At 71.2% G+C, this 24673-nt stretch carries 25 protein-coding genes; all 25 read right to left on the bottom strand.

What is annotated here, in order from left to right:
* Positions 1 to 18 precede the first annotated feature (18 nt).
* A complete protein-coding gene (locus tag DRB96_RS12910) occupies positions 19 to 1218 on the bottom strand; it encodes an XdhC/CoxI family protein (protein ID WP_112448582.1) in 1200 nt (399 codons plus the stop codon).
* Positions 1218 to 2513, bottom strand: coding sequence for a transposase (locus DRB96_RS12905; protein WP_112448581.1), 1296 nt, complete (start codon positions 2511 to 2513; stop codon positions 1218 to 1220). Before DRB96_RS12905 ends, DRB96_RS12910 begins: the two co-directional genes overlap by 1 nt.
* Positions 2514 to 2585: 72 nt before the next feature.
* Positions 2586 to 3233: a TMEM175 family protein gene (locus tag DRB96_RS12900; RefSeq protein WP_112448580.1), complete on the bottom strand. Its 648-nt coding sequence runs from the start codon at positions 3231 to 3233 to the stop codon at positions 2586 to 2588.
* A 105-nt stretch (positions 3234 to 3338) separates the two neighbouring features.
* Complete coding sequence (locus DRB96_RS12895) at positions 3339 to 3680, bottom strand: nuclear transport factor 2 family protein (RefSeq protein ID WP_112448579.1); 342 nt, start codon at positions 3678 to 3680, stop codon at positions 3339 to 3341.
* Positions 3681 to 3761: 81 nt separating this feature from the next.
* On the bottom strand, positions 3762 to 5303 hold the full coding sequence (locus DRB96_RS12890; RefSeq protein WP_112448578.1) for an ATP-binding protein: 1542 nt from the start codon (positions 5301 to 5303) through the stop codon (positions 3762 to 3764).
* Complete coding sequence (locus DRB96_RS12885) at positions 5300 to 6577, bottom strand: MFS transporter (RefSeq protein WP_112448577.1); 1278 nt, start codon at positions 6575 to 6577, stop codon at positions 5300 to 5302. Before DRB96_RS12885 ends, DRB96_RS12890 begins: the two co-directional genes overlap by 4 nt.
* Positions 6578 to 6603: 26 nt before the next feature.
* Positions 6604 to 7425 (bottom strand): FAD binding domain-containing protein, encoded by an 822-nt coding sequence (locus DRB96_RS12880; protein WP_162688660.1) that lies wholly within the window; start codon positions 7423 to 7425, stop codon positions 6604 to 6606.
* Positions 7422 to 9917 carry a xanthine dehydrogenase family protein molybdopterin-binding subunit gene (locus DRB96_RS12875; RefSeq protein ID WP_239516243.1) on the bottom strand — a complete coding sequence of 832 codons (2496 nt, stop codon included), beginning with the start codon at positions 9915 to 9917 and terminating at the stop codon, positions 7422 to 7424. The genes DRB96_RS12880 and DRB96_RS12875 overlap by 4 nt, the downstream gene beginning before the upstream one ends.
* A gap of 5 nt (positions 9918 to 9922) precedes the next feature.
* On the bottom strand, positions 9923 to 10429 hold the full coding sequence (locus DRB96_RS12870; RefSeq protein ID WP_343234517.1) for a (2Fe-2S)-binding protein: 507 nt from the start codon (positions 10427 to 10429) through the stop codon (positions 9923 to 9925).
* 2 nt (positions 10430 to 10431) lie between these two features.
* Positions 10432 to 11049, bottom strand: a complete 618-nt coding sequence (locus DRB96_RS12865) for an NAD(P)-binding domain-containing protein (protein WP_112448574.1) — start codon at positions 11047 to 11049, stop codon at positions 10432 to 10434.
* Between the two features lie 40 nt (positions 11050 to 11089).
* Complete coding sequence (locus DRB96_RS12860; protein ID WP_112448573.1) at positions 11090 to 12574, bottom strand: aldehyde dehydrogenase family protein; 1485 nt, start codon at positions 12572 to 12574, stop codon at positions 11090 to 11092.
* Between the two features lie 45 nt (positions 12575 to 12619).
* The gene (locus DRB96_RS12855) at positions 12620 to 13360 is read right to left on the bottom strand and encodes a type 1 glutamine amidotransferase domain-containing protein (RefSeq protein WP_112448572.1); all 741 of its coding nucleotides are present in this window, start codon (positions 13358 to 13360) and stop codon (positions 12620 to 12622) included.
* Positions 13361 to 13439: 79 nt separating this feature from the next.
* Positions 13440 to 14183: a MinD/ParA family protein gene (locus tag DRB96_RS12850; protein WP_112448571.1), complete on the bottom strand. Its 744-nt coding sequence runs from the start codon at positions 14181 to 14183 to the stop codon at positions 13440 to 13442.
* 1 nt (position 14184) lies between these two features.
* Complete coding sequence (locus tag DRB96_RS12845; RefSeq protein WP_112448570.1) at positions 14185 to 15444, bottom strand: PP2C family protein-serine/threonine phosphatase; 1260 nt, start codon at positions 15442 to 15444, stop codon at positions 14185 to 14187.
* Positions 15426 to 15890, bottom strand: a complete 465-nt coding sequence (locus DRB96_RS12840) for an anti-sigma regulatory factor (protein WP_239516244.1) — start codon at positions 15888 to 15890, stop codon at positions 15426 to 15428. The genes DRB96_RS12845 and DRB96_RS12840 overlap by 19 nt, the downstream gene beginning before the upstream one ends.
* A 5-nt stretch (positions 15891 to 15895) precedes the next feature.
* Positions 15896 to 16204, bottom strand: a complete 309-nt coding sequence (locus DRB96_RS12835; protein WP_112448569.1) for an STAS domain-containing protein — start codon at positions 16202 to 16204, stop codon at positions 15896 to 15898.
* Positions 16205 to 16265: 61 nt separating this feature from the next.
* Positions 16266 to 18401: a glycogen debranching protein GlgX gene (gene glgX, locus DRB96_RS12830; protein ID WP_239516245.1), complete on the bottom strand. Its 2136-nt coding sequence runs from the start codon at positions 18399 to 18401 to the stop codon at positions 16266 to 16268.
* Positions 18398 to 18754 (bottom strand): STAS domain-containing protein, encoded by a 357-nt coding sequence (locus DRB96_RS12825; protein ID WP_112448568.1) that lies wholly within the window; start codon positions 18752 to 18754, stop codon positions 18398 to 18400. Before DRB96_RS12825 ends, glgX begins: the two co-directional genes overlap by 4 nt.
* Before the next feature lie 36 nt (positions 18755 to 18790).
* The gene (locus DRB96_RS12820) at positions 18791 to 20611 is read right to left on the bottom strand and encodes an AGE family epimerase/isomerase (RefSeq protein WP_112448567.1); all 1821 of its coding nucleotides are present in this window, start codon (positions 20609 to 20611) and stop codon (positions 18791 to 18793) included.
* Between the two features lies 1 nt (position 20612).
* Positions 20613 to 21050 carry a VOC family protein gene (locus tag DRB96_RS12815; RefSeq protein WP_112448566.1) on the bottom strand — a complete coding sequence of 146 codons (438 nt, stop codon included), beginning with the start codon at positions 21048 to 21050 and terminating at the stop codon, positions 20613 to 20615.
* A 17-nt stretch (positions 21051 to 21067) separates the two neighbouring features.
* Entirely contained in the window at positions 21068 to 21706 is a 639-nt protein-coding gene (locus DRB96_RS12810) for a DJ-1/PfpI family protein (RefSeq protein WP_112448565.1), read from the bottom strand.
* The gene (locus tag DRB96_RS12805) at positions 21699 to 23315 is read right to left on the bottom strand and encodes a GMC oxidoreductase (protein WP_112448564.1); all 1617 of its coding nucleotides are present in this window, start codon (positions 23313 to 23315) and stop codon (positions 21699 to 21701) included. Before DRB96_RS12805 ends, DRB96_RS12810 begins: the two co-directional genes overlap by 8 nt.
* A gap of 12 nt (positions 23316 to 23327) precedes the next feature.
* The gene (locus DRB96_RS12800; protein WP_343234516.1) at positions 23328 to 23708 is read right to left on the bottom strand and encodes a nuclear transport factor 2 family protein; all 381 of its coding nucleotides are present in this window, start codon (positions 23706 to 23708) and stop codon (positions 23328 to 23330) included.
* A 5-nt stretch (positions 23709 to 23713) separates the two neighbouring features.
* Positions 23714 to 24169 (bottom strand): nuclear transport factor 2 family protein, encoded by a 456-nt coding sequence (locus DRB96_RS12795; RefSeq protein ID WP_112448563.1) that lies wholly within the window; start codon positions 24167 to 24169, stop codon positions 23714 to 23716.
* A 20-nt stretch (positions 24170 to 24189) separates the two neighbouring features.
* Positions 24190 to 24621, bottom strand: coding sequence for a nuclear transport factor 2 family protein (locus DRB96_RS12790; RefSeq protein WP_112448562.1), 432 nt, complete (start codon positions 24619 to 24621; stop codon positions 24190 to 24192).
* Between the last annotated feature and the right edge of the window lie 52 nt (positions 24622 to 24673).

Below are 24673 nucleotides of genomic sequence, written 5' to 3'. Positions count from 1 at the left end.
GGGCCGCATGGTCGTTTCCTACGGGACTTTAGACCCCTGGGCCACCGCGGCCGGGTGCGGCGCGGCCGGGTGCGGCGCGGCCGGCCGCCGGTGGACCGGTCCCGCGCTCCGGGCCAGCGGGAGGACCGGCCCGCCGCCGCGTCCGTACCGCTCGGCCGTGAACTCCGCGGCGATGGCCAGGGCCGTCTCCTCGGGGGTCCCGCCGCCGAGGTCCAGGCCGATCGGCGAGCGCAGCCGGTCCAGCAGGGCGGCCGGCAGCCCCTCGGCGCGCAGCCGCCCGGTCCGCTCCTCGTGCGTGCGCCTGGACCCCATGGCCCCCACGTACCCGACCGGCAGCCGCAGCGCGAGCGCCAGCAGGGGGATGTCGAACTTGGCGTCGTGGGTCAGTACGCACACCACCGTGCGGGGGTCGAGGCGGCCGGCCTCCCATTCCGCGGCGAGGTGCCGGTGCGGCCAGTCCACGACCACCTCGTCGGCATCGGGGAACCGGGCGGCGGTGACGAAGACGGGCCGTGCGTCGCACACCGTGACCCGGTAGCCCAGGAAGGCCCCGATCCGGGCGAGGGCGGCGGCGAAGTCGATGGCCCCGTAGACGAGCAGCCGGGGCGGCGCGGCCGCCGACTCCACGAGCAGGGTGAGCGGGGCCCCGCACCATCCGCCCGCGGCGCCGCCGAGCTCGGTGGTGCCGGTGCGCCCGGCGGCGAGCCAGACCCGCACCCGCTCGGCGGCCACCCGGTCCAGCTCGGCGCTGCCGCCGAGGCGGCCCTCGTACGAGCCGTCCGCGTGCACGGCCAGCGCCCGGCCGAGCTGTTCGGGCGGACCGCAGACCACCCGGCCGAGCGCGGAGCGGGCCCCGTCGCGGGCGGCGTCGAGCACCGCGCCGATGACGGGCCGCACGGGGTCGTGCCGGCGTACCGGAGTGATCAGGACTTCGAGTACTCCCCCGCAGGTCAGCCCGACCGCGAAGGCGTCGTCGTCGCTGTAGCCGAAGCGGTGGACGCCGCCTTCGCCGGAGTCGATCGCCTCCAGGCAGAGCTCGTGGACGGCGGACTCCACGCAGCCCCCCGAGAGGGAGCCGAGCGCGCTGCCCGCGGAGTCGACGGCCAGCGAGGCGCCCGGTCCGCGCGGCGCGCTGCCGCTGACGGCGACGACCGTGGCCAGCGCGAAGTCCCGGCCGGCGGCGCACCACGCGCGTAGCTCCGCGGCGATGTCGAGCATCAGCGGATGTACTCGCGGCGCGGGCTCTGCCCGGGGAGGAGCGGTCTCGACGGCAGCACCGGCCCGACGGCGGTGTGGGCGGCGACCGTACGGGGGACGGCCGGCCGGGAGGGGGCGGGGTACCGCTCCGGTTCCCGTCCGCGCGCGCCGAGCAGCATCGCGGCGTGGGCGACGCTGGCGAGGGTGGCGTGGTGGTGCCAGCCGCGGAAGGAGCGGCCTTCGAAATCGCGGATCCCGGCGGGTTCGCAGACCTCGGCGAAGTCGAGGTCCACCCGGTCGGTGAGCTTGGCGAGCAGGAACAGCTGCGCGAGCGGCCGGTCACCGATGTTGGTGATCCAGAACTCCGAGGGCAGCAGGGCCGCTTCGGTCCACGCCCCGACGAGCAGCAGCGGGGTGGGCGGCGCGGGGACGAGCCGGTCCTCGCCGGGGGTGGCGAAGATGGCGGCCGAGGTGAGCAGGGTGACCGCCCCCTCGGTGCGGCCGTGCCGGGTCCATTCGACGACGCGGCGCTGGGAGCGCAGGGAGTCGATGAGCTCACGGGCGGGCGCGGTGTGCGGGCCGGGCTTGTGGCGGCCGGCCCCGCCGAAGGAGACGGGCAGGGTGCCGTCCACTTTGAATACGAAGGGGATGTCCTGGAGCGCGAACGACTCGATGCACTGGGGCAGTTCTGCGTTGGACACCTCCATCACCACGGGCCTGCGCTGGAGTTGCCAGCCTGCGGCCATCCGCTGGACGGCGTGTACGGCGTCCTGGGCGGGGGTGAGCGAGCGTGCGGTGTCGGGGATGCCGGCCCTGCGGCGGCGCAGGAGCTCGGCCGTCCACGGACCGGGGAGGGTGAGGGTCCATTCGACGGGGAAGCCCGCGTCGCTGGACGCCAGCCAGATCCCGCTGGCCTGCTGACAGTTGGCGGTGCGGCCGAGCTGGGGGACGAACTGCCGGCCCACGCCGACCGAGCGGTCTCCGGCCTTCTCGATGACCATCGGCTGGACCACCCAGGCCAGCGGGCGCTGCGCGGTCCGTTCGAGGTGCTGGGCGAGGGACCGGCGGACGGGGGTCCAGTCCCAGGGGGACTTGCTGATGAACTGCTGGAGGCTCTGTTCGACGGAACTGGCCCCTGTTCCGGCGATGTTGCGGATTGTTTTCTTTCCGCTCGTCCGCACCAGGCCGTTCAGATATACGCGGGCCCAGTTTCGCTGGTCCCGCCGAGGTAAGGACTCGAAGAAGAGCGAGATCAGTACGTCGATCAATTCGGAGATTTCCTTCGTGGATTCCTCCGGCAGGACTACGCGAGCCATCTGGGCCTCCCCCGCGACCAGCTAGATCCAATACCCTACTTGACCGTGGAGAACGGCCGTAGGCCCCGGCGGCTACTTCCTGAGGTCGCTGGCAGTTTCGAGCCGCTCTTCCTCTACCACGAGGGGGATGGGGATCTGGTTCGCCGCATAGTAGATCGCGATCAGGAAGTGTGCGACAAGCGTGAGCGGTGCGGAGTAGAACGCCAGGGCGACGGTGCACGGGTAGGCAATGGCGCCCAGGCCGAAGCGGACCCTGGTGGCGCGGGCGCCGTCCTTGTCCACCTGTTCGTGGAAGAGGTGCCCGAGCCGGGTGACGTACCACCAGAAGGCCAGGAACGCCAAGGCGTAGGCCACGGTGACGAGACTGTAGAGGACGGCCGCCGCGTTGGCCGACCCGCCCTCCTCCATGAGGTGCTCGGCGAGCACGTTGGTCGTGTACGGGACCACCGACACCACCATCAGCACCAGGAGGTTCAGGAACAGCAAAGGACGGTCGACCCGTTTGATGTGACTGAAGATGGTGTGGTGGTTCACCCACATCACTCCGATGATGAGGAAACTCACCACATAGGCGGCGTAGTGCGGCCACTGTTCCCGCACTCCGTGCCAGAAGTCGGATCCCGTTTCTTCCGGAACTTTCAATTCCAGAACGAGGATGGTGATGATGACCGCGAATACACCGTCACTGAATGCCTCGACCCGACCGGTTTCGGTTTCCATGACCTCCCCTTCGCACTGCTTGCATATATCTACGCCTGGCGCACATACGGGGAGGGCGCACGTCCTTCTCCGCCCTCCCCGCACACGCTACCCAGATTTCGGCGGTCAGCTGCCAAAGCCGGCTGTCTGCCGCCAGATTCGGCCATCGCGGACCACAAGTGTCCCGAACGCGTGCTCCGGTTCACCGTTCAGGTTCATGATCGCCCGGTAGAAGATGGTGTCGTCGGTCTCGACGTACTCCTGGAGTTCCACCAGGGCGGGCTTCACGGTGAGGTAGCCGGTGAACGTCTCGCGCACCGCGTCGATGCCGACCGAGACCCCCTCGAAGCGCAACAGCACCGCGTCGTCGGTGTAGTTCTTCATCACCGCTTCGATGTCCAGGGCGGCGAGCGCCTCCATCTGACGGACGAAGACCGGGTGCAGCGTGGCGATGTCGTACTTGGGCATGTCGACTCCACTTCAACTCTTCGATGGGTGACTCTTCGGTGGGTGGCTCTTCTACGGGCGGCTCTTCTAGGGGTGGCTCTTCTACGGGCGGCCCTGCGGTTCGGGCGGTTCGGGCGGTTCGGGTACGGCGCAGGACGGGTCCGTCCCCGACAGCGGCAGCCGGACGGTCATCCGGGTCTCCCCCGGACGGGAGCGGGCGGTGATCGAACCGTGGTGACGCTGGGTCACGATCCGGTAGCTGAGGTGCAGCCCGAGGCCGGTCCCCTTCCCCACGTCCTTGGTCGTGTAGAAGGGTTCGAAGATCCTGGGCAGGGATTCCTCGGCTATGCCCGAGCCCGTGTCCGCGATCTCCACCTCCATGCAGACGCCTTCGACCCGGGCACGCAGGGTGAGCGTGCCGGCGCCTTCCATGGCGGCCGCCGAATTGTCGACCAGGTTGGTCCACACCTGGTTCAACTCGCTGGGATAGCCCGTCAGTTCGGGCAGGTCGGGGTCGTAAGCACGGACGATCGCGATTCCCGAGAGCTTGGCACGCAGGACGACCAGCGTGTTCTCCAGCCCGTCGGTCACCGCGAAGCGCTGCTCGGGGGCCCGGTCGAGATTGGCGTAATCCCGGGTGGCCGCAACCAGCTGGGAGATCCGGGGACCGGCCGCCCGCAGCTCCGCGGCGAGCGAGCGGATCTCCAGGAGCGCCGCGAGGTGGTCCAGGGCGGCGGGCAGGGCCGGCTCACCGATCCCCTCCAGGCGCTCCAGCAGCCAGCCCAGCTCCAGCCCGAGGTCGCTGATCCCCGAGCCGAGCAACCCGGGCCGCTCCGCGCCCGTCTCCTCGGCCCAGTCGGCGAGCTCCTCCTCGGCGTCGGCCTGGCCCAGCGGATCGGTGACCACGGGCGGGGCCACCTTGTCCAGCTCGTCGGCCAGCCGGTCGAAGACGGAGCGCTCGGTGCCCGAGGCGGCCGCGCCCCAGGCCTGGGCGGTCCGGGTCAGCTGGTCCAGGGCGGGCGCCAGTTCCTGCGCGGCCCGGGCGACGGCCGCCGCGGGATTGTTCAGCTCGTGCGCGAGGCCCGCGGCGAGGGTGCCCAGCGCCTCGACGGTGGCCCGTTTGCGGGCCTGGACCTCCGAGGACTTGATGCGCCAGGCCAGTACGGGGATCAGTACGGCGGCCACCCCGTGGCAGCGGGTCAGCATCTCGAAGAAGACCGGCTTCGCGTACGCCACCACGGTGGTGGCGGGCCCGCTCGCGGCGGCGGTGGCCACGTACGCCCCGTCGGTGAGCAGCGGCAGTTCGCCGGTGAACCGGTGCGCGGCCGAGGGCTTGCCGTCGTGGCCTTCGGCCTCCGCGCCCTCCTCCTCGGTGGAGTTCCGGGTCAGGACCTCCTCGCGGCCGTCGACGACCTTGGTCACCACGAGCCCGCCCGAGAGCAGGACGTGGAAGCCGGTCGCCTCCTCGCCGTCCCGGAAGAGGACCTCCCCGTCCGCGAGCACCCGGGGTTCGGAGACCGAGACCAGCCAGTCCAGCTGTTCGCCGGTGAGCCCCGCGAAGATCTCCAGTGCGCGCAGGGCCTCGCGCAGGTCCGCGCCCGGGCCGACGGCGGGACCGGCAGCGGGACCGGCGGCGGTGCTCATGACGGGCTCCCCTGCGCCCGGGTGCGGGCGGCCAGCCGCAGGGTGGCCAGGAGGGCCAGCACGCAGACCGCGGCGACGGCGGCCATGAAGCCGACCGAGGTCCGGTGCAGGCCGTGGATGTTGGTGAACAGCCCGGCGAGGACCGCCGGCACGCTCATCGCGAGGTACGCGAAGACGTAGACGGCGGCGGTCAGTTCGCCGCGGTGCGCGGGCTCGGCCAGCGCGCTGAGCGCACGGAAGGCGCCGAGGAAGGCGGCGCCCCAGCCGGCCCCGAGCACGGCGGTGGCCGCGAGGAACACGGGCGCCGAGCCGAGGCCGAGCGCGAGCAGCACCAGGGCGAGCCCGGCCAGCAGGCCGAGCAGCCCGAGGACGGCGGTGCGCAGCGCCTCGGTGCGGCCCAGCAGCAGCTGGGCGGCGGTGGCGGCGCCGGCGAGCAGGGCCACGGTGGCGCCGCCGGCCAGGTAGTTGGTGCTCTCCAGCAGGGAGAGGGCCAGGTGCGGGCCGAGGGAGAGGTAGAAGCCGCCGACCGACCAGACGGCGACGATGGTCAGGATCAGCACGGCGAACCGGCCGCGGGCGGCGGCGGGGACGCGGATCCGGTGCGGGATGATCTTGAAGCGGCCGCCGCCGCCCGGGTCCGGCCGGGCCGGGGCGCTCTCGCGCATCCGCACGACGCCGACCAGGGCGACGGCGAAGGCCCCGACGAGCAGCAGGTAGGTCAGTACGGTCGGCGCGGGCGCGTACTGGACCAGCAGTCCGGCGCCTATGCCGCCGAGCCCGATGCCGATGGTCGGTCCCGCGCTGTTGACCTGGGCGCCGAGCGCGGGCCGGGAGCGCGGTGCGAGTTCGAGCAGCGCGGCGCCCATGGCCCCGGTGGCCAGGCCCACGGCGAGACCCTGCACGGCGCGGGCGGCGAGCAGCAGGCCGAGCCCGTCGGCCCCGGCGAACAGGCCCATCGAGACGATCGCGAGGACCAGTCCGGCGCCGAGCACGGGCCGCCGGCCGAGGGTGTCGGACAGCGACCCGAACAGCAGGAGTCCGGCGAGCACGGTGACGGCGTACAGGGCGAAGACCACCGTGATCATGCCGGAGGACAGGCCCCACTCCTGCTGGTAGAGCACGTAGAGGGCGGAGGGGACGGAGGAGGAGAGCATCAGCAGGACGAGGACCGCGCCCACCACCCAGAAGCCCGTGCCTCTCGGTCCTCCGGGCGCGTCGACGGCTGGGCGCACGGTGACCCCCGTGGTGGTCGCGGTCGTCGGAAAGGGTTCCACTGCGTCAACTCCCCGTTGGTGGGCGGTCAGCCGAGGGACTGAGCTGCCCGCGCCAGCGCACGGGCGGTGAGCACCCCCGCGAGGTGGCCGAGGTACTCGGCCGAGGTGCCGCGCCCGGGGACGAACAGCTCCCGGGGCTCGGCGCGGAAGGCCTCGAGCACGGTCTCCGTCGTGTACGGGCCCCCGCGCAGCCGTTCTTCGACCCCGCGCAGCCGGGTCGCGCGGACGGTGGCCCCGGTGACCGCGATGCGCGGCCCGTCGGGGGTGATCCGTACGGCGGCGGCGCACACCGGGTAGCGGGTCGCCCGGTCGGCGGTCTTCTCGAAGGCGGCGGCCGGCCCGGCTCCGGGCACCAGGAGCGCGGTGATGACGGTGCCGGCCGGGACCCCGGAGGAGGCGAGCTCCTCGGCGGTCACGGCCCGGCGCCCGGGCCCGGCCAGTTCGGCCGTGGCGCCGGCGGCGATGGCGGCCACCGGCAGATCGGTGGCGCGGCCCCCGGCGGCGAGGTTGCCGCCCACCGTGCCGAGGTTGCGGACCTGCGGGTCCCCGTTGGCGCGGGCCGCGGCGGCGAGCTCCGGGGCGCGGGCCAGGACCAGCGGGTGCGCGGCCAGTTCGGCGAGGGTGGTCGCCGCTCCGATCCGGATCCCGTCGGCGGCCCGCCCGATGCCCCGCAGCTCCTCCAGCCGGCGGATGTCGACGACCAGGGCGGCCCGTTCCTCACCGGTGCGCAGGCCGGGCAGCAGGCTCTGGCCGCCGGCCAGCACGCGGGCGCCGGGACGGCCTGCCAGCAGGGTCAGGGCCTCGTCCAGGCCCACGGGCCGGACGTAGTCGAAATCGGCGAGGATCACTGGGATTCCCCTCTCAGGCGGCGCCAGACCTTCTCGGGGGTCACGGGCATGTCGATGTGCAGGACGCCCAGGTCGGAGAGGGCGTCGACGACGGCGTTGACGACGGCCGCGGCGGGCGGCACGGTGGCGATCTCGCCCGCGCCCTTGGCGCCGAGCGGGTTGTGCGGGGAGGGCGTGGTGGTCTTGCCGAGGGTGTAGAAGGGCGCGTCGGCGGCGCGCGGCAGGGCGTAGTGGTTCAGGTCGCGGCTGACGAGCAGGCCGTCCTCGTCGTATTCGGCGTGCTCCATCAGGGCCTGGCCGAGGCCGTGCAGGATGCTGCCCTCGATCTGGCCGAGGACGATCTTGGGGTTGCCGATGTTGCCGGCGTCGTCGACCGCGGTGTAGGCCACCACCTCGGTCTCACCGGTCAGTTCGTCGATCTCGACGACCGCCACGTGCGTCCCGAAGGGGTAGTTGAAGTCCGGCGGGTCGAAGTGGGTGGTCTCGTCGAGGGCCGGCTCGATCTCGGGGGGCAGCCCCCAGCCGTACCACATGGCCATCGCCAGCTCGGCGAAGGTCTTGGCGTTCTCCTCGTTGCCCTCTTCGTGGACCTTGCCGCCTTCGTAGACGACCTTGTCCTCGGGGACGCCGAGGAAGACGGCTCCGGCCTTGACCAGCTTGGCCTTGATCTTGCGGGCGGTCAGCGCGATGGCCGGCGCGGCCATGCTGTAGGAGCGCGAGCCGTAAGTGCCCTGGCCGTACGGGGCCTTCTGCGTATCCCCCTCGTACACCTGGACCTGTGCCGGGTCGATGCCGAGCTCGTCGGCGGCGACCTGCGCGAAGACGGTGCCGTGGCTCTGCCCGGTGGAGGCGGAGCCGACGGTGACGGTGACCTCGCCGGTCGGGTGGACGCGGATGTTGGCGCTCTCCCACGTGCCGCCGAGCATGCCCTCCTTGGACATCCGGGTGGAGGGGCCGACCCCGCAGATCGCGACGTAGGAGGCGATGCCGACGCCGAGCCGCTTGCCGCGGGCGCGGGCCTCGGCCTTGCGGGCGGGCATCTCGACGTACTGCGACAGCTCCATGGCCCGGTCGAAGTTGAGCTGGTAGTCGCCGGAGTCGTAGGTCCAGCCCAGGCCGTTGTCGTAGGGGAACTTCTCCTTCGGCACCAGGTTCTTGCGGCGGACGGCCGCCGGGTCCATGCCGATCTCGCCGGCGTACCGGTCGACGAGCCGCTCCATCAGGAAGGCGGCCTCGGCGCGCCCGCTGCCCCGCTGCGCGCCGAGCGAGACGGTGTTGGTGAAGGCGGCGTAGACCTCGCAGAAGGCGGCGTCGATGTCGTACATGCCGCTGATGGAGCGGCCCATCAGGGCGGTGGCGACGCCGGGGCCGATGGTGGAGGGGTAGGCCCCGAGGTTCGCGTAGCTCGTGGCGCGCACGGCGGTGATGCGGCCGTCGCGGGTGCCGGCGAGGACCACGTGCTGGCGGTGGTCGCGGCCCTGGACCGTGGAGTTCATCAGCCCGGTGCGGGTGTCGACCCATTTCACGGGCCGGCCGAGCGCCTTGGAGAGCAGCAGCACCAGCGGCATGTCGGGGTAGAGGTAGCCCTTGGTGCCGAAGCTGCCGCCGACGGTCGGGGCGACGACGCGGAGCTTGTTGAACGGGATGCCGAGAACCAGGGCGGAGAGCAGGAAGCGGTGGTTGTGCGGGCCCTGGGTGGAGGCGTAGAGCGTGTACTCGCCGGTGGCGGCGTTGTAGTCGCCGACCGCCCCGCGGGGTTCGATGGGGCTGTTGATCGTGCGCTGGTTGACCAGGTCGAGCTCGACGGTGACCTCGGCCTCGGCGATGGCCGCGTCGGTGCGGTCCTTGTCGCCGCAGGTCCAGTACGCGTTCAGGTTGCCCGGGACGGCCTCGTGCAGCTGGGGCGCGCCTTCGGCGAGGGCCGCGTCGGCGCGGGTCACGACGGGCAGCGGCTCGTACTCGACGGCGATGGCGGCGAGCGCGGCGGCGGCCTGGCGCGGGGTCTCGGCGACGACCACCGCGATGGGGTCGCCGACGTGGCGCACGGTGTCGCCGGTCAGCACCGGGCGGGCGCCGGGAAGTCCGTAGGGGTGGGGCGGGAAGTGGCTCTCGACCCCGCCGGGTATCCAGATGCAGGGGAGCGGCATGACGTCGGTGAAGTCGGCGGCGGTGGCCACCTTCAGGACGCCGGGCAGCTGTTCGGCCGCCTTGGTCTCGATGGAGAGGATCTTCGCGTGCGCGACCGGGCTGCCGAGGATCGCCATGTGGGCGGTGCCCGGCAGGTCGATGTCGGCCACGTACACGGCCTCGCCGCGCAGCAGCTGCGGATCCTCGCGGCTGTCGAGCGGCTGCCCGAGCAGGCCGCTGCCCTGGAGCGGCGGGTCCTGGGGCGGCGGGTCGACGGTCGTCGTGGCGGCGGTCGTCGTGGCGGCGGCCGGCGTGGCGGCGGCCGGCGCTTCCTGGAGGGGAGTCTCCCCCGTCACTGCGGTCATCCCCTTCATCCCTCCTGTCCGGACACGGCGGCGTCGGCGTGCTCGGCGGAGGCCTCGCCGCGGGCGGCGGAGCAGGCGCGCTGCACTCCCCGTACGACGCTGTGGTAGCCGGTGCAGCGGCACAGGTTGCCGGTGAGCCACTCGCGGATCTCGGGCTCGGTGGGCGCTTCGCGTTCGGCCGTGTTGTCGACGAGCTCGCCCAGCGCCATGACCATGCCGGGGGTGCAGAAGCCGCACTGGGTGCCGTGCTCCTGGCGCAGGGCCTCCTGGAGACCGGTGAGTTCGCCGCCGGGTGTGGTGACGCCCTCGATGGTGGCCACCTCGGAGCCGGCGGCCGCGACGGTGAGGATCAGGCAGCTCTTGACGGACCGGCCGTCGAGCCGGACGACGCAGCTGCCGCACTGGCCGGTGTCGCAGCCGACCTTGGTCCCGGTCAGCGCGAGGCCGTCGCGGAGCCGTTCCACGAGCAGTTCGTTCGGCTGGGCCGAGAACCGCTCCGGTCTTCCGTTCACATTCAGTGTGAGGTCCATGCCAGCGCCTGCGCTTCCGTGAGCGGCCGGTTGAAGAGGGGCCCGCCGGGCTGTTGGAGAATTCCTCCGGAATGCAGCGGGCCGGTGTCGACGGGGGCGAATCCGAGATCCGCGATGATTCCCGCGACGATGTCTTTCGCTTTCCCGTCGTCACCCGCCGTGAAATGGGCCAGACGCGGGCCGTCGGAAGTCCCGGCCACGGCGAGTGTTTCAAAATGCATGGTGTTCAGGGATTTCACCAGCCGTGCGCCGGGATACCACTCGGCGACGAGTTCGCTGGAGCCGCGCCCTTCCGAATTCCGCGGGGCGCCGCCCGGCGGGGCGAACGCGTTGGTGGCGTCGACGAGTACGGTGCCCCGCAGCGCGTCCGGCTCCAGCAGCCCCTCGACGCTGTCGAAGGGCACCATCAGCACCAGCACGTCGGCCCGGTCCGCGGCCTCGGCGGGGTGCGCCGCCGAGGCCGCGGGGCCCAGTTCGGCCAGCAGGGGTGCGAGGCTGCGCGGTCCCCGGGCGTTGGCGAGCACGACCTGGTGGCCCGCCGCCACGAGGATCCTTGCCAGGGTCGAGCCGATCCGGCCGGTGCCGATGATGCCGATCCGCATGAGGGCTCCTCAGGTGGTTGCCGGGTCCGTCCGTTCCGGGTCAGTCCATTCCGATCCAGACCGACTTGGTCTGGGTGTAGCTCTCCAGGGACTCGGGGCCGCACTCGCGCCCGTACCCGGAGGCCTTGTAGCCGCCGTAGGGCACGGCGGGGTCGTACTGGTTGTAGCAATTGACCCAGACCGTGCCGGCCTTGATCTGCGAGGCGACCCGGTGGGCGCGGCGCAGGTCCTTGGTGTGGACGCCGGCGGCGAGGCCGTACGCGCTGTCGTTGGCGATGCGCACGGCGTCCTCCTCGGTGTCGAAGGGGATGATCGACAGGACCGGCCCGAAGATCTCCTCCTGGGCGATCCGCATGCCGTTGTCGACGCCGGTGAAGATGGTCGGCAGGAAGTAGAGCCCCTCGTGCGAGGCCCCTTGGGGGGTCCAGCCGGTGCCGCCGGTGCGCAGGACGGCGCCTTCCTTCTCGCCGACCTCGATGTACGAGCTGACCTTGTCGAACTGGCCCTGGTGCGCGAGCGGTCCGAAGAGGGTGGCCGGGTCGCGGGGGTCGCCGGGCTTGAGGGCCGCGGCCCGGGTGACGAGCCGTTCGACCATCTCGTCGTGGATCGGGCGCTGGAGCAGCAGGCGGGAGCCCGCGGTGCAGATCTCGCCCTTGTTGTAGTAGATGCCGAAGAAGGCCAGCTCCTCGGCGGCGTCGAGGTCCGCGTCGGCGAAGACGATGTTGGCGGACTTGCCGCCGAGCTCCATCGTCACCTTCTTCAGGGTGCCGGCCGCCTTGCGGATGATCGACTGGCCCACCGAGGTGGAGCCCGTGAAGGCGATCTTGTCGATGCCGGGGTGGCCGGTGAGGGTCTCCCCCAGTTCCACGCCCGGACCGGTGATGACGTTCAGCACCCCGTCGGGGATCTCCGCCTCCTGGAACAGCTCGGCGATCTTCAGGGCGGTGAGCGGGGTGGCCGGCGAGGGCTTGTGGACGACCGTGTTCCCGGCGGCGAGGGCCGGGGCGATCTTCGTCATCGACAGCAGCAGCGGGAAGTTGAAGGGGGTGATGGCGCACACCACGCCCAGCGGTTCGCGCAGGGTGTAGGCGAGCTGTCCGCCGGCGGGGGCCCTGGAGGAGCCGTCCACCCGGGTCACGGCGCCGGCGTAGTAGTGCATGAGCTGGGCGGCCATGGGGGCGTCGACCGTGGAGGAGAAGGCGAACGGCTTGCCCATGTCCACCGTCTCGAGCAGGGCGATCTCCTCGAGGTCGCGCTCGATGAGCTCACCGACCCGGTTCAGCCGCAGCGCGCGCTCCTGGGCGGACAGTCTGCTCCACGGACCTTCCTCGTACGCCGTGCGGGCGGCGGCCACGGCCGCGTCCGCGTCGGCGGCGGCGGCCTGGGCCACCGGCACGATCTCCTGGCCGTCCACGGGGCTGATGTCCGGTTCGGTACGGCCGTCCCGGGCCGGGACCCAGGTGCCGCCGATGAACAGCTTTCCGGGGTTGGCCAAGGGCTGGTCGCTGAGCTCGCGCTTGGTCATGGCTGTGGCTGCCTTCCGGTGTCGGATGCGAGGAGCGGGGCTTCGTCAGTCCCGCGCGAGCTGGGCCAGGAACGTCTGCGCGAGGGCCTTGGAGGAGTACGGGTTCTGGCCGGTGGTGAGCCTGCGGTCCACCACGACGTGCGAGTCCCAGATGGCCTCGGCCTTCTCGTAGCGCGCGCCGAGCCGGGTGAGTTCGGCCTCCAGGATCAGCGGGAGGCGGCCGGCCATGTTGGTGACCAGCTCCTCGCTGTGCGAGAAGGCGGTCATGCGGTAGCCCTCGAAGGGCCAGCGGCCCTCGCCGTCGCGCAGGGCGAGCAGTGCGGTGTGGCCGTGGCAGACGGTGGCGAGCGGCTTGTCCTGGGCGATGGCCCAGCGCAGGATCTGCGCGAGCTCGTCGGACTTGGGCAGGTCGCCGATGGCGCCGTGGCCGCCGCTGATGTAGATGCCGTCGTAGCCGGCGATGTCCTTCTCGCCCAGGGACTCCAGCGCGATCGGACTTCTGAGTTGCGGGCTCTCGCCGATGACGCGGACGTACTCGGCGGCGTTGGCCGCGTCCTCGTCCGCCGAGCCCTGGGGCCGGACCCACTGGAGGAACTGGGGGTCGACGCTGGTCTGGTCGACCGTGGGGACCAGTCCCCCGATCGTCGCCACGTCCACGCTGTGGCCCGCGTTCTTGAAGAGCGCATAGGGGACGGCGAATTCCTCGGCCCAGAAACCCGAGGGGTGCTGTTCCCCGTCCAGCAGATGAAGCGTGGCCTTGGCCGTCATGACGACGAGAATCTTCATGACTCTTCTCCTTGTTCATGATGCGCCGGATTCGCTGCCGATTCAACACGCCCCCGCCTAGGGGCGTAAGGGCCTGACGTCAGGCCCGCGATACTTCGTCACGTGCGTCCAACGCCGAGATGATGGTGCGGAATTCACTGACCAGGGGATGGTCGGGATGCGCTTCCGCGAATATGCGCTCCCCGTAGAGGGCGGCCATTTCCGGTACGTAGGGAAGGATTCCGGCCAGCGGGGTGCGGTAGACCTCCTCGGCCCGCCGCCGGGCGGCTTCCCGGTCGACGCCCTCGGGGGCCATGCTCATCACCAGGGTCCGGCGGCAGGTGAGCCGGCCGGTCAGGGCGATGGTCTCGGCGGCGCCGAGCAGGTCGATCCGGTCGGCCCTGGCCATGATGAGGAGCACGTCGGCGCTGGCCATGGCGGTGACCGACTCGTTGTTGAGCCCGGCATGGGTGTCGAGGAGCAGGACGTCGAGGTCGTGGTGGCAGGACAGCCGGTCGAAGCCCTCGGGCAGCAGCCCCACGTCGTAGCCGGTGGTCATGAGCTCGCGCAGGGCCGCCGTCCCGGTCCGGGCCGGTACGACGTACAGCCCGGGCAGGGCGACCTCCTGGGCGGCGGCCTCGATCTCGCACCGTCCGAGCAGGTAGTCGGCCAGCGAGGGGCCGGGGCCCAGCCGGAAGAGCTGGTCCAGGGTGGGCGACTGGATGTCCGTGTCGATCACCCCGACCCGGCGCCCCCCGGCGGCGATGAGCAGGGCCAGGTTCGCCAGCACCGAGGACTTCCCGGTCCCGCCGCGGTACGAGTGCACCACGATGGTCCGGGTCATCTCAGGCCACGACCTTGTGGCCCGCACTGCCGTCGTGCGGCCCCCGCGCCGCGCGTGGCCGGTGCAGGGCCAGCATGGTGACGTCGTCGTGCTGTTCCGCTGTTCCGGTGTGTTCGCGTACGGCGGTGTCCATCCGGTCGACCATCTCCCTGCCGCTGACCGGCGGGCCGGAAAGCAGCTGCAGCATCCGCTCGTCCCCGAGGAAGGTCCCGCTGGGGCAGCGGGCCTCGGGCACTCCGTCGGTGAACACGAAGAGGGTGTCGCCCGGGTTCAGCTGGGCGTAGCCGAGCGTGTACACACAGTCCGGGAGCACCCCGACGGCCGGGCCGGTGACGTCCAGGGCGAGCGGCTCCGCGCCGTCGGCGGCCAGCAGCAGCGGCGGGTTGTGTCCGCCGTTGATGTAGACCAGCGAGCCGGTGAGCGGGTCGAGCACCCCGAAGAAGAGCGTGGCGAAGTAGCCCTGGCGCAGGTGGTTGCGGGTCAGGTAGCCGTTGGTGGCGGTGACCGCGTTGAGCAGCGGGGTGGCGCCGACGACCGGGATCCGCCGGCTGTTGCCGGTGCGGCCGGCGGCCACCAGGTGCTGGAGGCCGCTGTTCTCGGCGGTGTGCCGCAGCAGGGAGCGGATGAGCGCCATGAAGAGGGCGGCGCCGACCCCCTTGTCGCAGACGTCGGCGACCACGAAGGCCAGCCGCCGGCCCCGGGAGAGCTCGAAGACGTCGTAGAAGTCCCCGGCGACCTGCCGCGCGGGCCGGAAGCACACGTCGATCTCCCAGCCGTCGGGGACCGGCAGGGATTCCGGCAGGAAGCCGGCCTGGATCTCCCGGCCGATCTCCAGCTCCTTCTCGTACCCCATGAGTTCGGCGCGGGCGTCGGCTTCGCGCAGGGTGCGGCCGAGTCCGGCGCGCTCCGAGCAGCTGTGCAGCCGGGCCCCGACGAGCGAGGGCAGGAAGGGCGGTACGAGGTAGTCGTGGCCGATCCGGACGTGCTCCTCCAGCGCGGCGAACGCCGTCACGGTCCAGACGACCACGATGGGGGCGCCGGCCCAGCGGCGCAGCCTGCGCACGGCCGTCCGGACGGACTCCCCGTCGGCCTCGGCCGGGGCGAGCAGCACGTCCGCCTCGGGCAGGTCCTCCAGCGGGCCGGACAGCAGGTCGGCGAGGGTGCGGGGCACGAGTTCCGCGTCCATCTCCCCCAGCGCGTCGAGCAGTTCGATGGGCGGCGGCGGGTATTGGTCGAGGATGATCACGGTCGTGGAGGGCATGGGTCAGTCCCCTCAGCCATCACGGTCAGCGTGCTGATGTTGCGGCCGTCCCTGCGTACGTAGCCGAACTCGTCCACGCTGGTCAGTGCCAGGTGAATGCCGAGGCCGCCGATCCGGCGCCGCTCGGGGGCACTCTCCCGGTCGGGCGGCAGCCTCCCCCGGACGGGGTCGAAGGCCGGCGCCCGGTCCTCTATGGCGATCTGCACCCGGCCCGGGCCGGAGCGGCCCCTGACGGTGATCCGTCCGTCGCCGCCCCGGTACCCGTGCACCACGATGTTCGTGGCCAGCTCGTCCACGGCCAGCCGGATCCGGTAGGCGGAGCCCTTGTCGAGGCCCGCTCCCCCGGCCAGCCGCAGGACGAGCGCGGCGATGTCGCCCAGCGCCCCCAGGGTGGCGGGCACTTCCAGTTCCGCGGCGGTCACCGCCGACTTGACCAGGTCAGCCATCGGACTCAGTCGGTGAGCACGATGCTGCGGTCCAGCCCGGCCGTCCGGATGGTCCGGGCGACGGGCTCGATGGCGCCGACCACCTTGATGGTGACGTGGTCCCCCACCTTCTGCTGGGCGAAGACCAGGGAGCGCAGTCCGGCACTGGCCATGTAGCCGACGCCGGCCATCCTGATCTCGACGGTGCTGGTTCCGTGCCCTGCGGCCTTCTCGATGGTCCGGTGGAAGTCCGGCGCGGTCTTGGCGTCCAGTTCGCCCTCCAGCTCGATCACGGTGGTGTCGCCCTCGATGCTCAGGGACACGGAAAGCGGCATGTCAGGTCTCCTTCGGAGGTACGGCGTACGGCGTACGGGTTCGCGCGGGCCGGAGCGCGCGCTAGAGCTCGGCGTCCGGCGTGCGGCCGACCAGGATCACGACCGAGCGCGGGCCGATCAGGTACTTGCCGGCGTTCTCCAGTTCGAGCTCGGCGCCGGGGGTGCGGATGTCGTACGGGGCGCTCGCCCCGGTGTCCGCGAAGAGGTGCCAGACGCGGCCTCCCGGCAGCGCGGGCAGTTCCAGGTCGTGCGGTTCCCAGTGGGAGTTCATGGCCACGTACACCACGTCGTCGTCACCGGTGCCGCAGCGGGCCACCGCCAGCAGCCTGCTCTCCGGCGACCAGTCGGGCTGCCAGGCCCGCTCCCCGTGCCAGCTGATGTCGGGCAGCCCGAGGCTGTCCCTGAGCTGTCCCGTGGGGTGGGAGGTGGAGCGCAGTTCGCGGTGGTGCTTGCGGAAGGCGATCATCTCCCGGGTGAACCGCAGGAGTTCGGAGTTCTCGTCGACCTGGTCCCAGTCGAACCAGGACAGTTCGTTGTCCTGGCAGTACGTGTTGTTGTTGCCCTGCTGGCTGCGCGCCACCTCGTCGCCCGACAGGAGCATCGGGATGCCCTGGCTGGTGAAGAGGATGGCCAGGGCGTTCTTCATCTGGCGCAGCCGCAGCGCGTTGACCTCGGGATCGTCGGTCGGGCCCTCGGCGCCGCAGTTCCAGCTGGCGTTGTCGTTGCCGCCGTCGTTGTTGCCCTCGCCGTTGGCCTCGTTGTGCTTGTCGTTGTAGGAGACCAGGTCGGCGAGGCTGAAACCGTCGTGCGCGGTCAGGAAGTTGACCGACGCGGAGGTGCCGCGGCTGGAGTACAGGTCGGGCGAGCCGGCGATCCGGGTGGCGAGCTCCCCGGTGACCCCGGGGTCGCCCTTGAGGAAGCTTCGCACGGTGTCGCGGTACTTGCCGTTCCACTCCGCCCAGCGGCCGTACGCCGGGAAGTTGCCGACCTCGTAGAGGCCGCCGGCGTCCCAGGCCTCGGCGATGAGCTTGGTGTGCCGCAGGACGGGGTCGTAGGCGAGCAGTTCCAGCAGCGGCGGGTTGGGCAGCGGGGTGCCGTCGGCGGAGCGGCCGAGGATGGCCGCCAGGTCGAAGCGGAAACCGTCGATGTGGTAGTCGGCGACCCAGTGGCGCAGGCAGTCGAGCACGTAGTTGCGCACCACGGGGTGGTTGCAGTTGACGGTGTTGCCGGTGCCGCTGAAGTTGAAGTAGTACCCCTCGGGCGTGAGCATGTAGTACGTGGCGTTGTCGAGCCCCTTGAAGGAGATCGTCGGGCCGTGCTCGTTGCCCTCGGCGGTGTGGTTGAAGACGACGTCGAGGATGACCTCGATGCCGGCGGCGTGCAGTTCCTTGATCAGGGTGCGGAACTCGTCGCCCTGCATGCCGTAGCGTCCCGTGGCCGCGTAGCCGGCCTTGGGGGCGAAGAAGGAGACGGTGTTGTAGCCCCAGTAGTCGAAGAGCTGCTCGCCCGTCTCCGGGTTGGTGCGCGGGTTGTCGCTCTCGTCGAACTCGAACACCGGGAGCAGCTCGATGCAGTTGACCCCGAGCTCCTTCAGGTACGGGATCTTCTCGCGCAGCCCCGCGAAGGTGCCGGGGGCGGTGACCCCCGAGGAGGGGTGCCGGGTGAAGCCGCGCACGTGGGTCTCGTACACGACGAGGTCCTCGGCGGGGACGCCCAGCGGGGTGTCGTCGCCCCAGTCGAAGTCCTGGAGGCAGACGCGGGAGCGGTACTGGTAGCCGCGGCTGCGGTCCGGCTCCACGCCCCACACGTCGCGGCCGGCGATCAGCCGGGCGTACGGGTCGGAGAGCACCTGGCGGGCGTCGAAGCGGTGGCCGGTGACGGGGTCGTAGGGGCCGTCGGCCCGGTACCCGTACTCGATGTTCTCGTGGACGAGGCCGAAGACCGTCATGGCGAAGACGCTGCCGGTGCGGAATTCCTTGGGGAACTCCAGTTCGGCCATCGGTTCGGGCTCGCCGCGCTTGTAGAGGACCAGGGTCATGGAGGTGGCCTGGTCGGAGAAGACGGAGAAGCTGACCCCGCCGGGGACCACGTTGGCCCCGAAGGGGAACGGCTTGCCGGCCCGGACCCGGTACCCGCCCACCTCGTGGGTCGGGTACGCGTCGACGCGCAGCACCTGTTCGGACACCGGCTCGCTCATCGCGCGGCCCGTGCCCGGGCGGCCGCCTTGACGGTGGCCGCCTCGGCCTCGCCGGTGGAGAAGAAGTCGAGGAAGCCGGTGGCCGACATGACGAACCGGACTTCCTCGCTCACCCCGTAGAGGGTGACGGCGACCCCGGCGTGCTGGGCCTCGCGGTAGACGACGAGCAGGGTGCGCAGCCCGGCGCTGGAGACGTAGGTGACGGCCGTCAGGTCGATGCGCAGCGGCTTGCCCTCGCGGACCAGCGGCAGCAGCGTCTGGAGCAGCGATCCGGAGGTCTCGCTGTTGATCTCGCCGGTTGCGACGAGCACGGTGCCCGTCTTGTTGCGTCGTTCCTTCACGTTCAGGGTCATTGCTTTCCCCTCTGAGTGGGGCGCCCCCGTTGAGCGCTAGTGAGCGGTCGGCCGCAGCCGGACCTTGACCTTGACCCGGCCCTGGACGTCGGGCAGCCGGACGGTGAGCCCGTCGGCGTCGAAGTCCGTGTACGGCTTCTCGTCGATGTCGACGGACGCGATCCGCACCGAGCCGGCGGGGAGCAGGTCGGGCGAGACGCGCAGCACGCGGTCGGGCAAGCCGCTCGGGTCGGGCTGGAAGTGGAAGTCCATCTCCCGGCCGTTGACGAGCAGGTTGTTGTAGACGGCGGAGAGGTAGCAGAGCTCCGCGGAGTGGTACATGGACATCGAGTGGCTGCCCTTGAGCCGCTCCGTGCCGAGCAGGTACGGGGTACCGCTGGCGAGCACGTTGAAGTAGACGGCTCCCTCGTCGTGGTCGAGGAAGAAGGTGTTGTAGAAGGACTGCGCCTGCCGCGCCTCGCGCAGGAAGGCGTCGCCGCCGACGGTGCCGTTCAGGATGAGGTAGGCGAGGATCGCCTGCTCCTGCTGCCACCAGGCCTTGCGGTCGTGCCAGGCGAAACGATACGTCTCCTGGTCCCCCTCCTTCACCCGCTCCACCACGTCGTACCAGCCGCCGCGCTGCACGTCGCTGCCGGCGGCCGGCATGATCTCGCCGATCTTGCGGGCGAGCTCCTCGTAGGCCGGCTTGGCCTTCAGCGAGTTCATCCGCATCAGGTTCCAGGCGATCTTGAGGTTGTGGCCGACGACCGCGCGGTTCTGTTGCCAGCTGTGCGCGGTGTCGTGGGACCAGTCGCGGAAGAAGCGCTCCTGGACGAAGGGGCTGTTCTTGTAGTCCGGGAACTTGTCCGCGATGGTGTCGAAGGTGTACTCGAGGAAGTCGGCGTACTTCTGGTCGCCGGTCGCCAGGTACAGGTTGATCAGGTACGCCGGCGCGTGGTCGCCGACCGAGTTCCAGTTCTTGCGCTCCGCGTTCTCCCCGAGGGACTCGTGGTCGGCGCTGAAGAGGATCGGGTCGATGTGCGAGTAGTAGCCGCCCTGCTCCGGGTCCTTGAAGAACTTGTCGAACAGCCGGATGGTGGCGTCCGCGTCGTTCTTGATCCGGACGTCGCCGGTGATCCGGTAGGTCTGGATCGGGCCGGCCAGCGCGTAGATCTGCTCGTACATCGGGATCGCGTCGTAGTCGTCGGAGAACTCCGAGGTGAACAGCTTGCGCTCGCTGTCCCCGTCGACGCTGATGCCGTGGTACCAGAAGACCACGTCCTCCTCGCTGTCCACGACCCGCATGTGCTTGCGCAGGTACTCGGTGCCGCGCTCGGCGACCTCCAGGTACTCGTCCTTGCCGGTCAGCAGGTAGGCCGAGGCCATGCCGTAGACCAGCCGGGAGATCGTGTCGGTCTCCTGGACGTGGCTGGCGGTCTTGTCGCCGCCGAGCCGGATCTCGGTGCGGTACTCGGCGAAGTCCACCGGCCCGTCACCGAACTGCGCCCGCTTGTAGAAGTCGGCCAGCGACTCGATCTGCTTGATCCACCAGCTGGGCTCCTCGAAGCGGAAGTCCTCGGCCCCGCGGCCCAGGAACACCAGGCGCTTGGCCTCGAAGCGGCCGCCGTGCTCGGGGTAGTGGACCCCGTAGACGTAGAGGAACCGGCCCGGCGAGAGCATCTCGTCGATGTGCCCGGAGGCGTCGATGTACGGCTCGTCCAGGTTGCGGACCAGTTCGGCGCTGGGGTCGCCGGCCAGCGAGACGTCGAACGCGCGGCCGTCCGAGGTCTTCAGGCGCAGCAGGCGCGACCCGGAGTCGAAGCGGGTGACGTAGCCGGCGATCGTGTCGGAGAAGGAGAAGCTCACGGCATCCGCCATGTCATACACCGTCCTTGTCGTCGTGGAAGCCCTCATGCGGGTGCTCGTCCTCGAATCCCTGGCTGACCTCGACGATCACCCCGTCGGGATCGCGGACCCACACGGTCCGCCACCCGCAGATGAAGTCGCCGAAGTCCAGTGGCCCCAGGGTCACTTCGGCCGCGTCGCCGAGCGTGGACAGGAAGGCGTCCACGCTGTCGGTCTGGAAGGCCAGGTGGCGCATCCGGCCCGGGGCCGGCGGTCCGTCGTGCAGTGCCGTGCCGGCCGGCTCGGTGCCCGCCCCGAAGAGCTCCAGGTACACGTCCCCCTGGCGCAGGAACACGATCCGGGCGTCCCCGAGGTCGACCACCCGGGCCCGGGTGAAGCCGAAGTACCGGGTGTAGAACTCCTCGGTGGCCTTCTGGTCCACGCAGTTCAGGCCCACGTGCGACCAGCGCATCGTCCCCGCCGCCCCCATCAGCCGGCGCCGCGCGCGGTCGCCGCCCCCGCGCCCCGCGCCCCGCGGCCGGCCGCGATCAGCTCGATGATCCGCCGGGCGAAGAGGTGGTGGTGGGCGCCGGTGCGGCCGGTGACCAGGTCGCCGTCGACCACCACGTCCTCGTCCACGTACTCGGCGCCCATGTTGCGGACGTCGCCGATGAGGTTGTTGTGGCAGACGACCTTGCGGCCGCGCACCTTGTCCGGGATCGAAGCGGCCAGCCACATGCCGTGGCAGATGATCCCCTTGAGGACGGCCGGCTCCTCGAAGGCCCGGCGCAGCAGCTCCGTCGCCGGGGCCAGCACGTCCACGTCCTCGGTGTAGCGCAGCCGGTCGGCCACCATGCCCGAGGGCACGATGAGCGCCGCGTACCGGCGCAGGTCCTCGTCGCCCAGTCCCTCCAGGGATTTGGTCGCGGTGAAGGGCGCCCGGTACTCGTGTCCGGTGAAGGTGATGGAGTCGTTGCCCCACAGCCGGGTCAGGAAGTCGACCTCGGCGCCCTCCTCCGCGAACCGGTGCAGGTAGTAGAAGATCTCCGGCTCGTAGAAGTCGCTCTCGACCAGGACCGCGATCCGCGTCCCGGAGAGCGCGCCCTCGCGCAGTACGGCGTCAGGCACCGGAAGCCCCCCTGTCCAGGCCGCGGAGGAAGTCCGCGGCGCGTTCGGCGATCATGGCGATGGCGGTGTGGCAGTTGCCCGACGGGACGGCGGGCATCACGCTCGCGTCGACGACGCGCAGGTTCCGCACGCCGTGCACCCGCAGCTCGGGGTCGACGACGGACAGGTCGTCGACGCCCATGCGACAGGAGCCCGCCTGGTGGTGGTAGCTCTCCGACTTCTGCTTCACGAAGGCGCGCAGGTCGGCGTCGGACTCGTGGCCCGGGCCGGGCTGGAGCTCCTGCTTGTACCAGGGCGAGAAGGCGGAGGTCGCGAAGATCTCCCGGGCCGTCTTGACGCCCTGCACCATCCGCTCCAGGTCCCAGCGGTCGCCCAGGTAGTTCGGGTGGATCAGCGGGTGGGCCAGCGGATCGGCGCTCGCCAGCTTGATCCAGCCGCGCGAGACGGGGCGTACGACGCCGGGCAGGATGGACACCGTGTTGGGGTGGTCCTGGCCGACGATCACGTCGAACGGCACGTGGACGAAGGCGATCTGCAGGTCCGGGGCGGGCAGTCCGGGGCGGGAGGAGAGGAACAGCGCGCTCTCCGACAGGTTCTGCGCCGGCGGCGGGAGTTCCTGGGTGACCTCGGCCATCAGCCCGGTCAGCACGTGGTTGTGGAAGTTCTCGCCGACTCCGGGCAGGGCCGCCACCGTCCGGATGCCGTGCTCGGCGAGCTGCTCGGGGTGCCCGATCCCGGAGAGCAGCAGCAGCTTGGGCGATTCGATCGCCCCGGCGGCCACGATCACCTCCCGGCGGGCCCGCGCGGTCTGCGGACCGGGCTCGGGCGGGGTGCTGTGCCCGTCCCGCACGGTCCGGCCCGGGATGTCGGCGGGCGGGGCGAGCTGGACGTACTCCACGCCCGTGCAGGTGTCGCCGTCGAAGAGCAGCCGGGTGCTCTGCGCACTGGTGCGCAGGGTCAGGTTCGGGCGGTCGAGGGCCGGTTCGAGATAGGCGGCGAGCACGCCCTGGCGGCGGCCCTCCGCCACGTCGATGTGATGCCAGCCGGTGCCGAAGAGCCCGCGCCGGGGGCCGTCGGTGTTGAAGTCGGCGATCTCCTCGTGGCCGAGCTCGACGGCGGCGTCGATGAAGGCGCGGGAGACCGGATTGGGGTGGTGCCGCCCGGCGTTGGTGATCCGCTGCGGGCCGCGGGTGCCGGTGGTCGCGGCGGTGGCGTCCTCCTGGCCCTCCAGCAGGGCGAAGTAGGGCAGCACGTCCTCGTGGGCCCAGCCCGCCGCGCCCTGGTAGGCCCAGTTGTCGAAGTCCGAGGCGTGGCCCCGGATGTGCATCATGATGTAGAGGTTGCTGCTGCCCCCGGGGGCCTTGCCGCGCGGTTCGTAGGTGCGCCGGCCGTCGAGGCCGGGCTGCGGGACGCTGGTGTAGCCCCAGTCGACGGGCCCGCCGAGCAGCTTGTACCAGGAGGACGGGTCGTCCACCTCGGGCGGGATGCGGCCCGCGCCGGCTTCCAGGACGAGGACGGTGGTGTCCGGGTCCTCGGAGAGCCGGTTCGCGAGGACGCTGCCCGCGGTGCCGGATCCCACGATGATGTAGTCGTACTCGTCTGCGGCCATCGCGTGTCCCCCTCAGCCCTGGCCGAGCACCTGGAAGGGGACGGTGTCGTGGTGGTTCGCCATGTAGGCGATCTTTCCGTCCACGATCCGGAAGAAGTTCATGACCTCGGCCTCGATGTTCTCGCCCGCCGGGGTGACCGCCGTCAGGTGGGAGACGGCCGCCGCCTTCTCCCCGTCGACGAGGAAGTGCACGGGCTCGTTGCGGAACACCCGGTACATCGTCCCCATGCCCTTCATCATCGACCGCAGCGTCTCCAGGCCCTCGATGTGGCCGGCGAGCTGCTCGTCCATGACCTGGTCCTCGGAGAACAGGTCGCACCAGGCGTCCCAGTCACCGGCGTTGGCGTACTCGTAGTACTTCTGCAAGATCTGCCGCGCGTCCATGGCGTTCATTCCCCCTATCGGTCCCTGCGGGTTCCGTCCGGCGCGAAGGGCGCCCAGAACTGGCTGAAGGCCGTCGCCGAGTCGCCGAACAGGCCGTCGTGGCCCTCGACGATCCGGCCGTCCCGCCAGCGCATGAAGTGGAAGACCGGGTAGTCCATCCGCTCGTACGGGGAACTGCTCGACTCGTCCGCGCCGCCGCGCAGGGCGATGTTGCGGCAGACGTCCGCGCTGCAGTCCTCGCCGACGAGGACCGCTTCCAGGTCCATGCGGAAGGTGCCGCCCGTGAGCTTGTGGGTCTGGCCCATCAGCTCCAGGAAGGCGTCCAGGCTCTCGTACCAGCCGGCGAGCGGGTGGTTGCCGGGGACCTGCCAGCGCAGGTCCTCGGAGTAGTACTCCAGGATCCGGGCCCGGTCGCCGGAGCCGAGGGCCCGGTAGGCCGCCTCGACCCGCTCGCGCGTCACTTCGGTCATCGTCGCTGCTCCTTCGGCGCTCAGAGGGAGGCGGAACCGGGCATGGGCGCCAGTTCGTTCACGGTGTACTGCTTGATCAGCGGCCCGTCGGGGCCCGCGACCACGGTCCAGGTCTGGTCCGCGTCGAAGCCCAGCCAGACGCTGCGGGCGGCCGGCGGGTCCCAGATCCTGGCCTGCCAGTTGACGAGGACCCGGACGACCGCCCGGTCGCCCTCGATGACGGGCTCCACCTTCGTGACCGTGTGCACCTCGTCGAAGAAGCGGTGGGTGACCGCCTCGTACCAGCGGCCGAAGCCCTGGTGGCCGAGGAAGGTGTCTTCGGGGACCTTGAACTCCAGGTCCTCGGTGATCAGCGCCAGCACCTGGTCCGGCGCGAGGTGCTGGTCCAGGGCCACGTACCAGTTCTCGGCGAAGGCGCGGATCGCGTCCTCGGTCAGCCGCTCGGCGGGCATGCGGTCTCCTCCTGTCGGTGCGGGATGGCTGCGCTGTGCGGGGTGCCTGTGC

It is taken from the genome of Streptomyces sp. ICC1 (genome assembly GCF_003287935.1).
GTDB classification, from domain to species: domain Bacteria; phylum Actinomycetota; class Actinomycetes; order Streptomycetales; family Streptomycetaceae; genus Streptomyces; species Streptomyces tritrimontium.
Note: the sequence above shows the minus strand (reverse complement) of the source record. Positions and strands in the feature narration are given on the sequence as shown.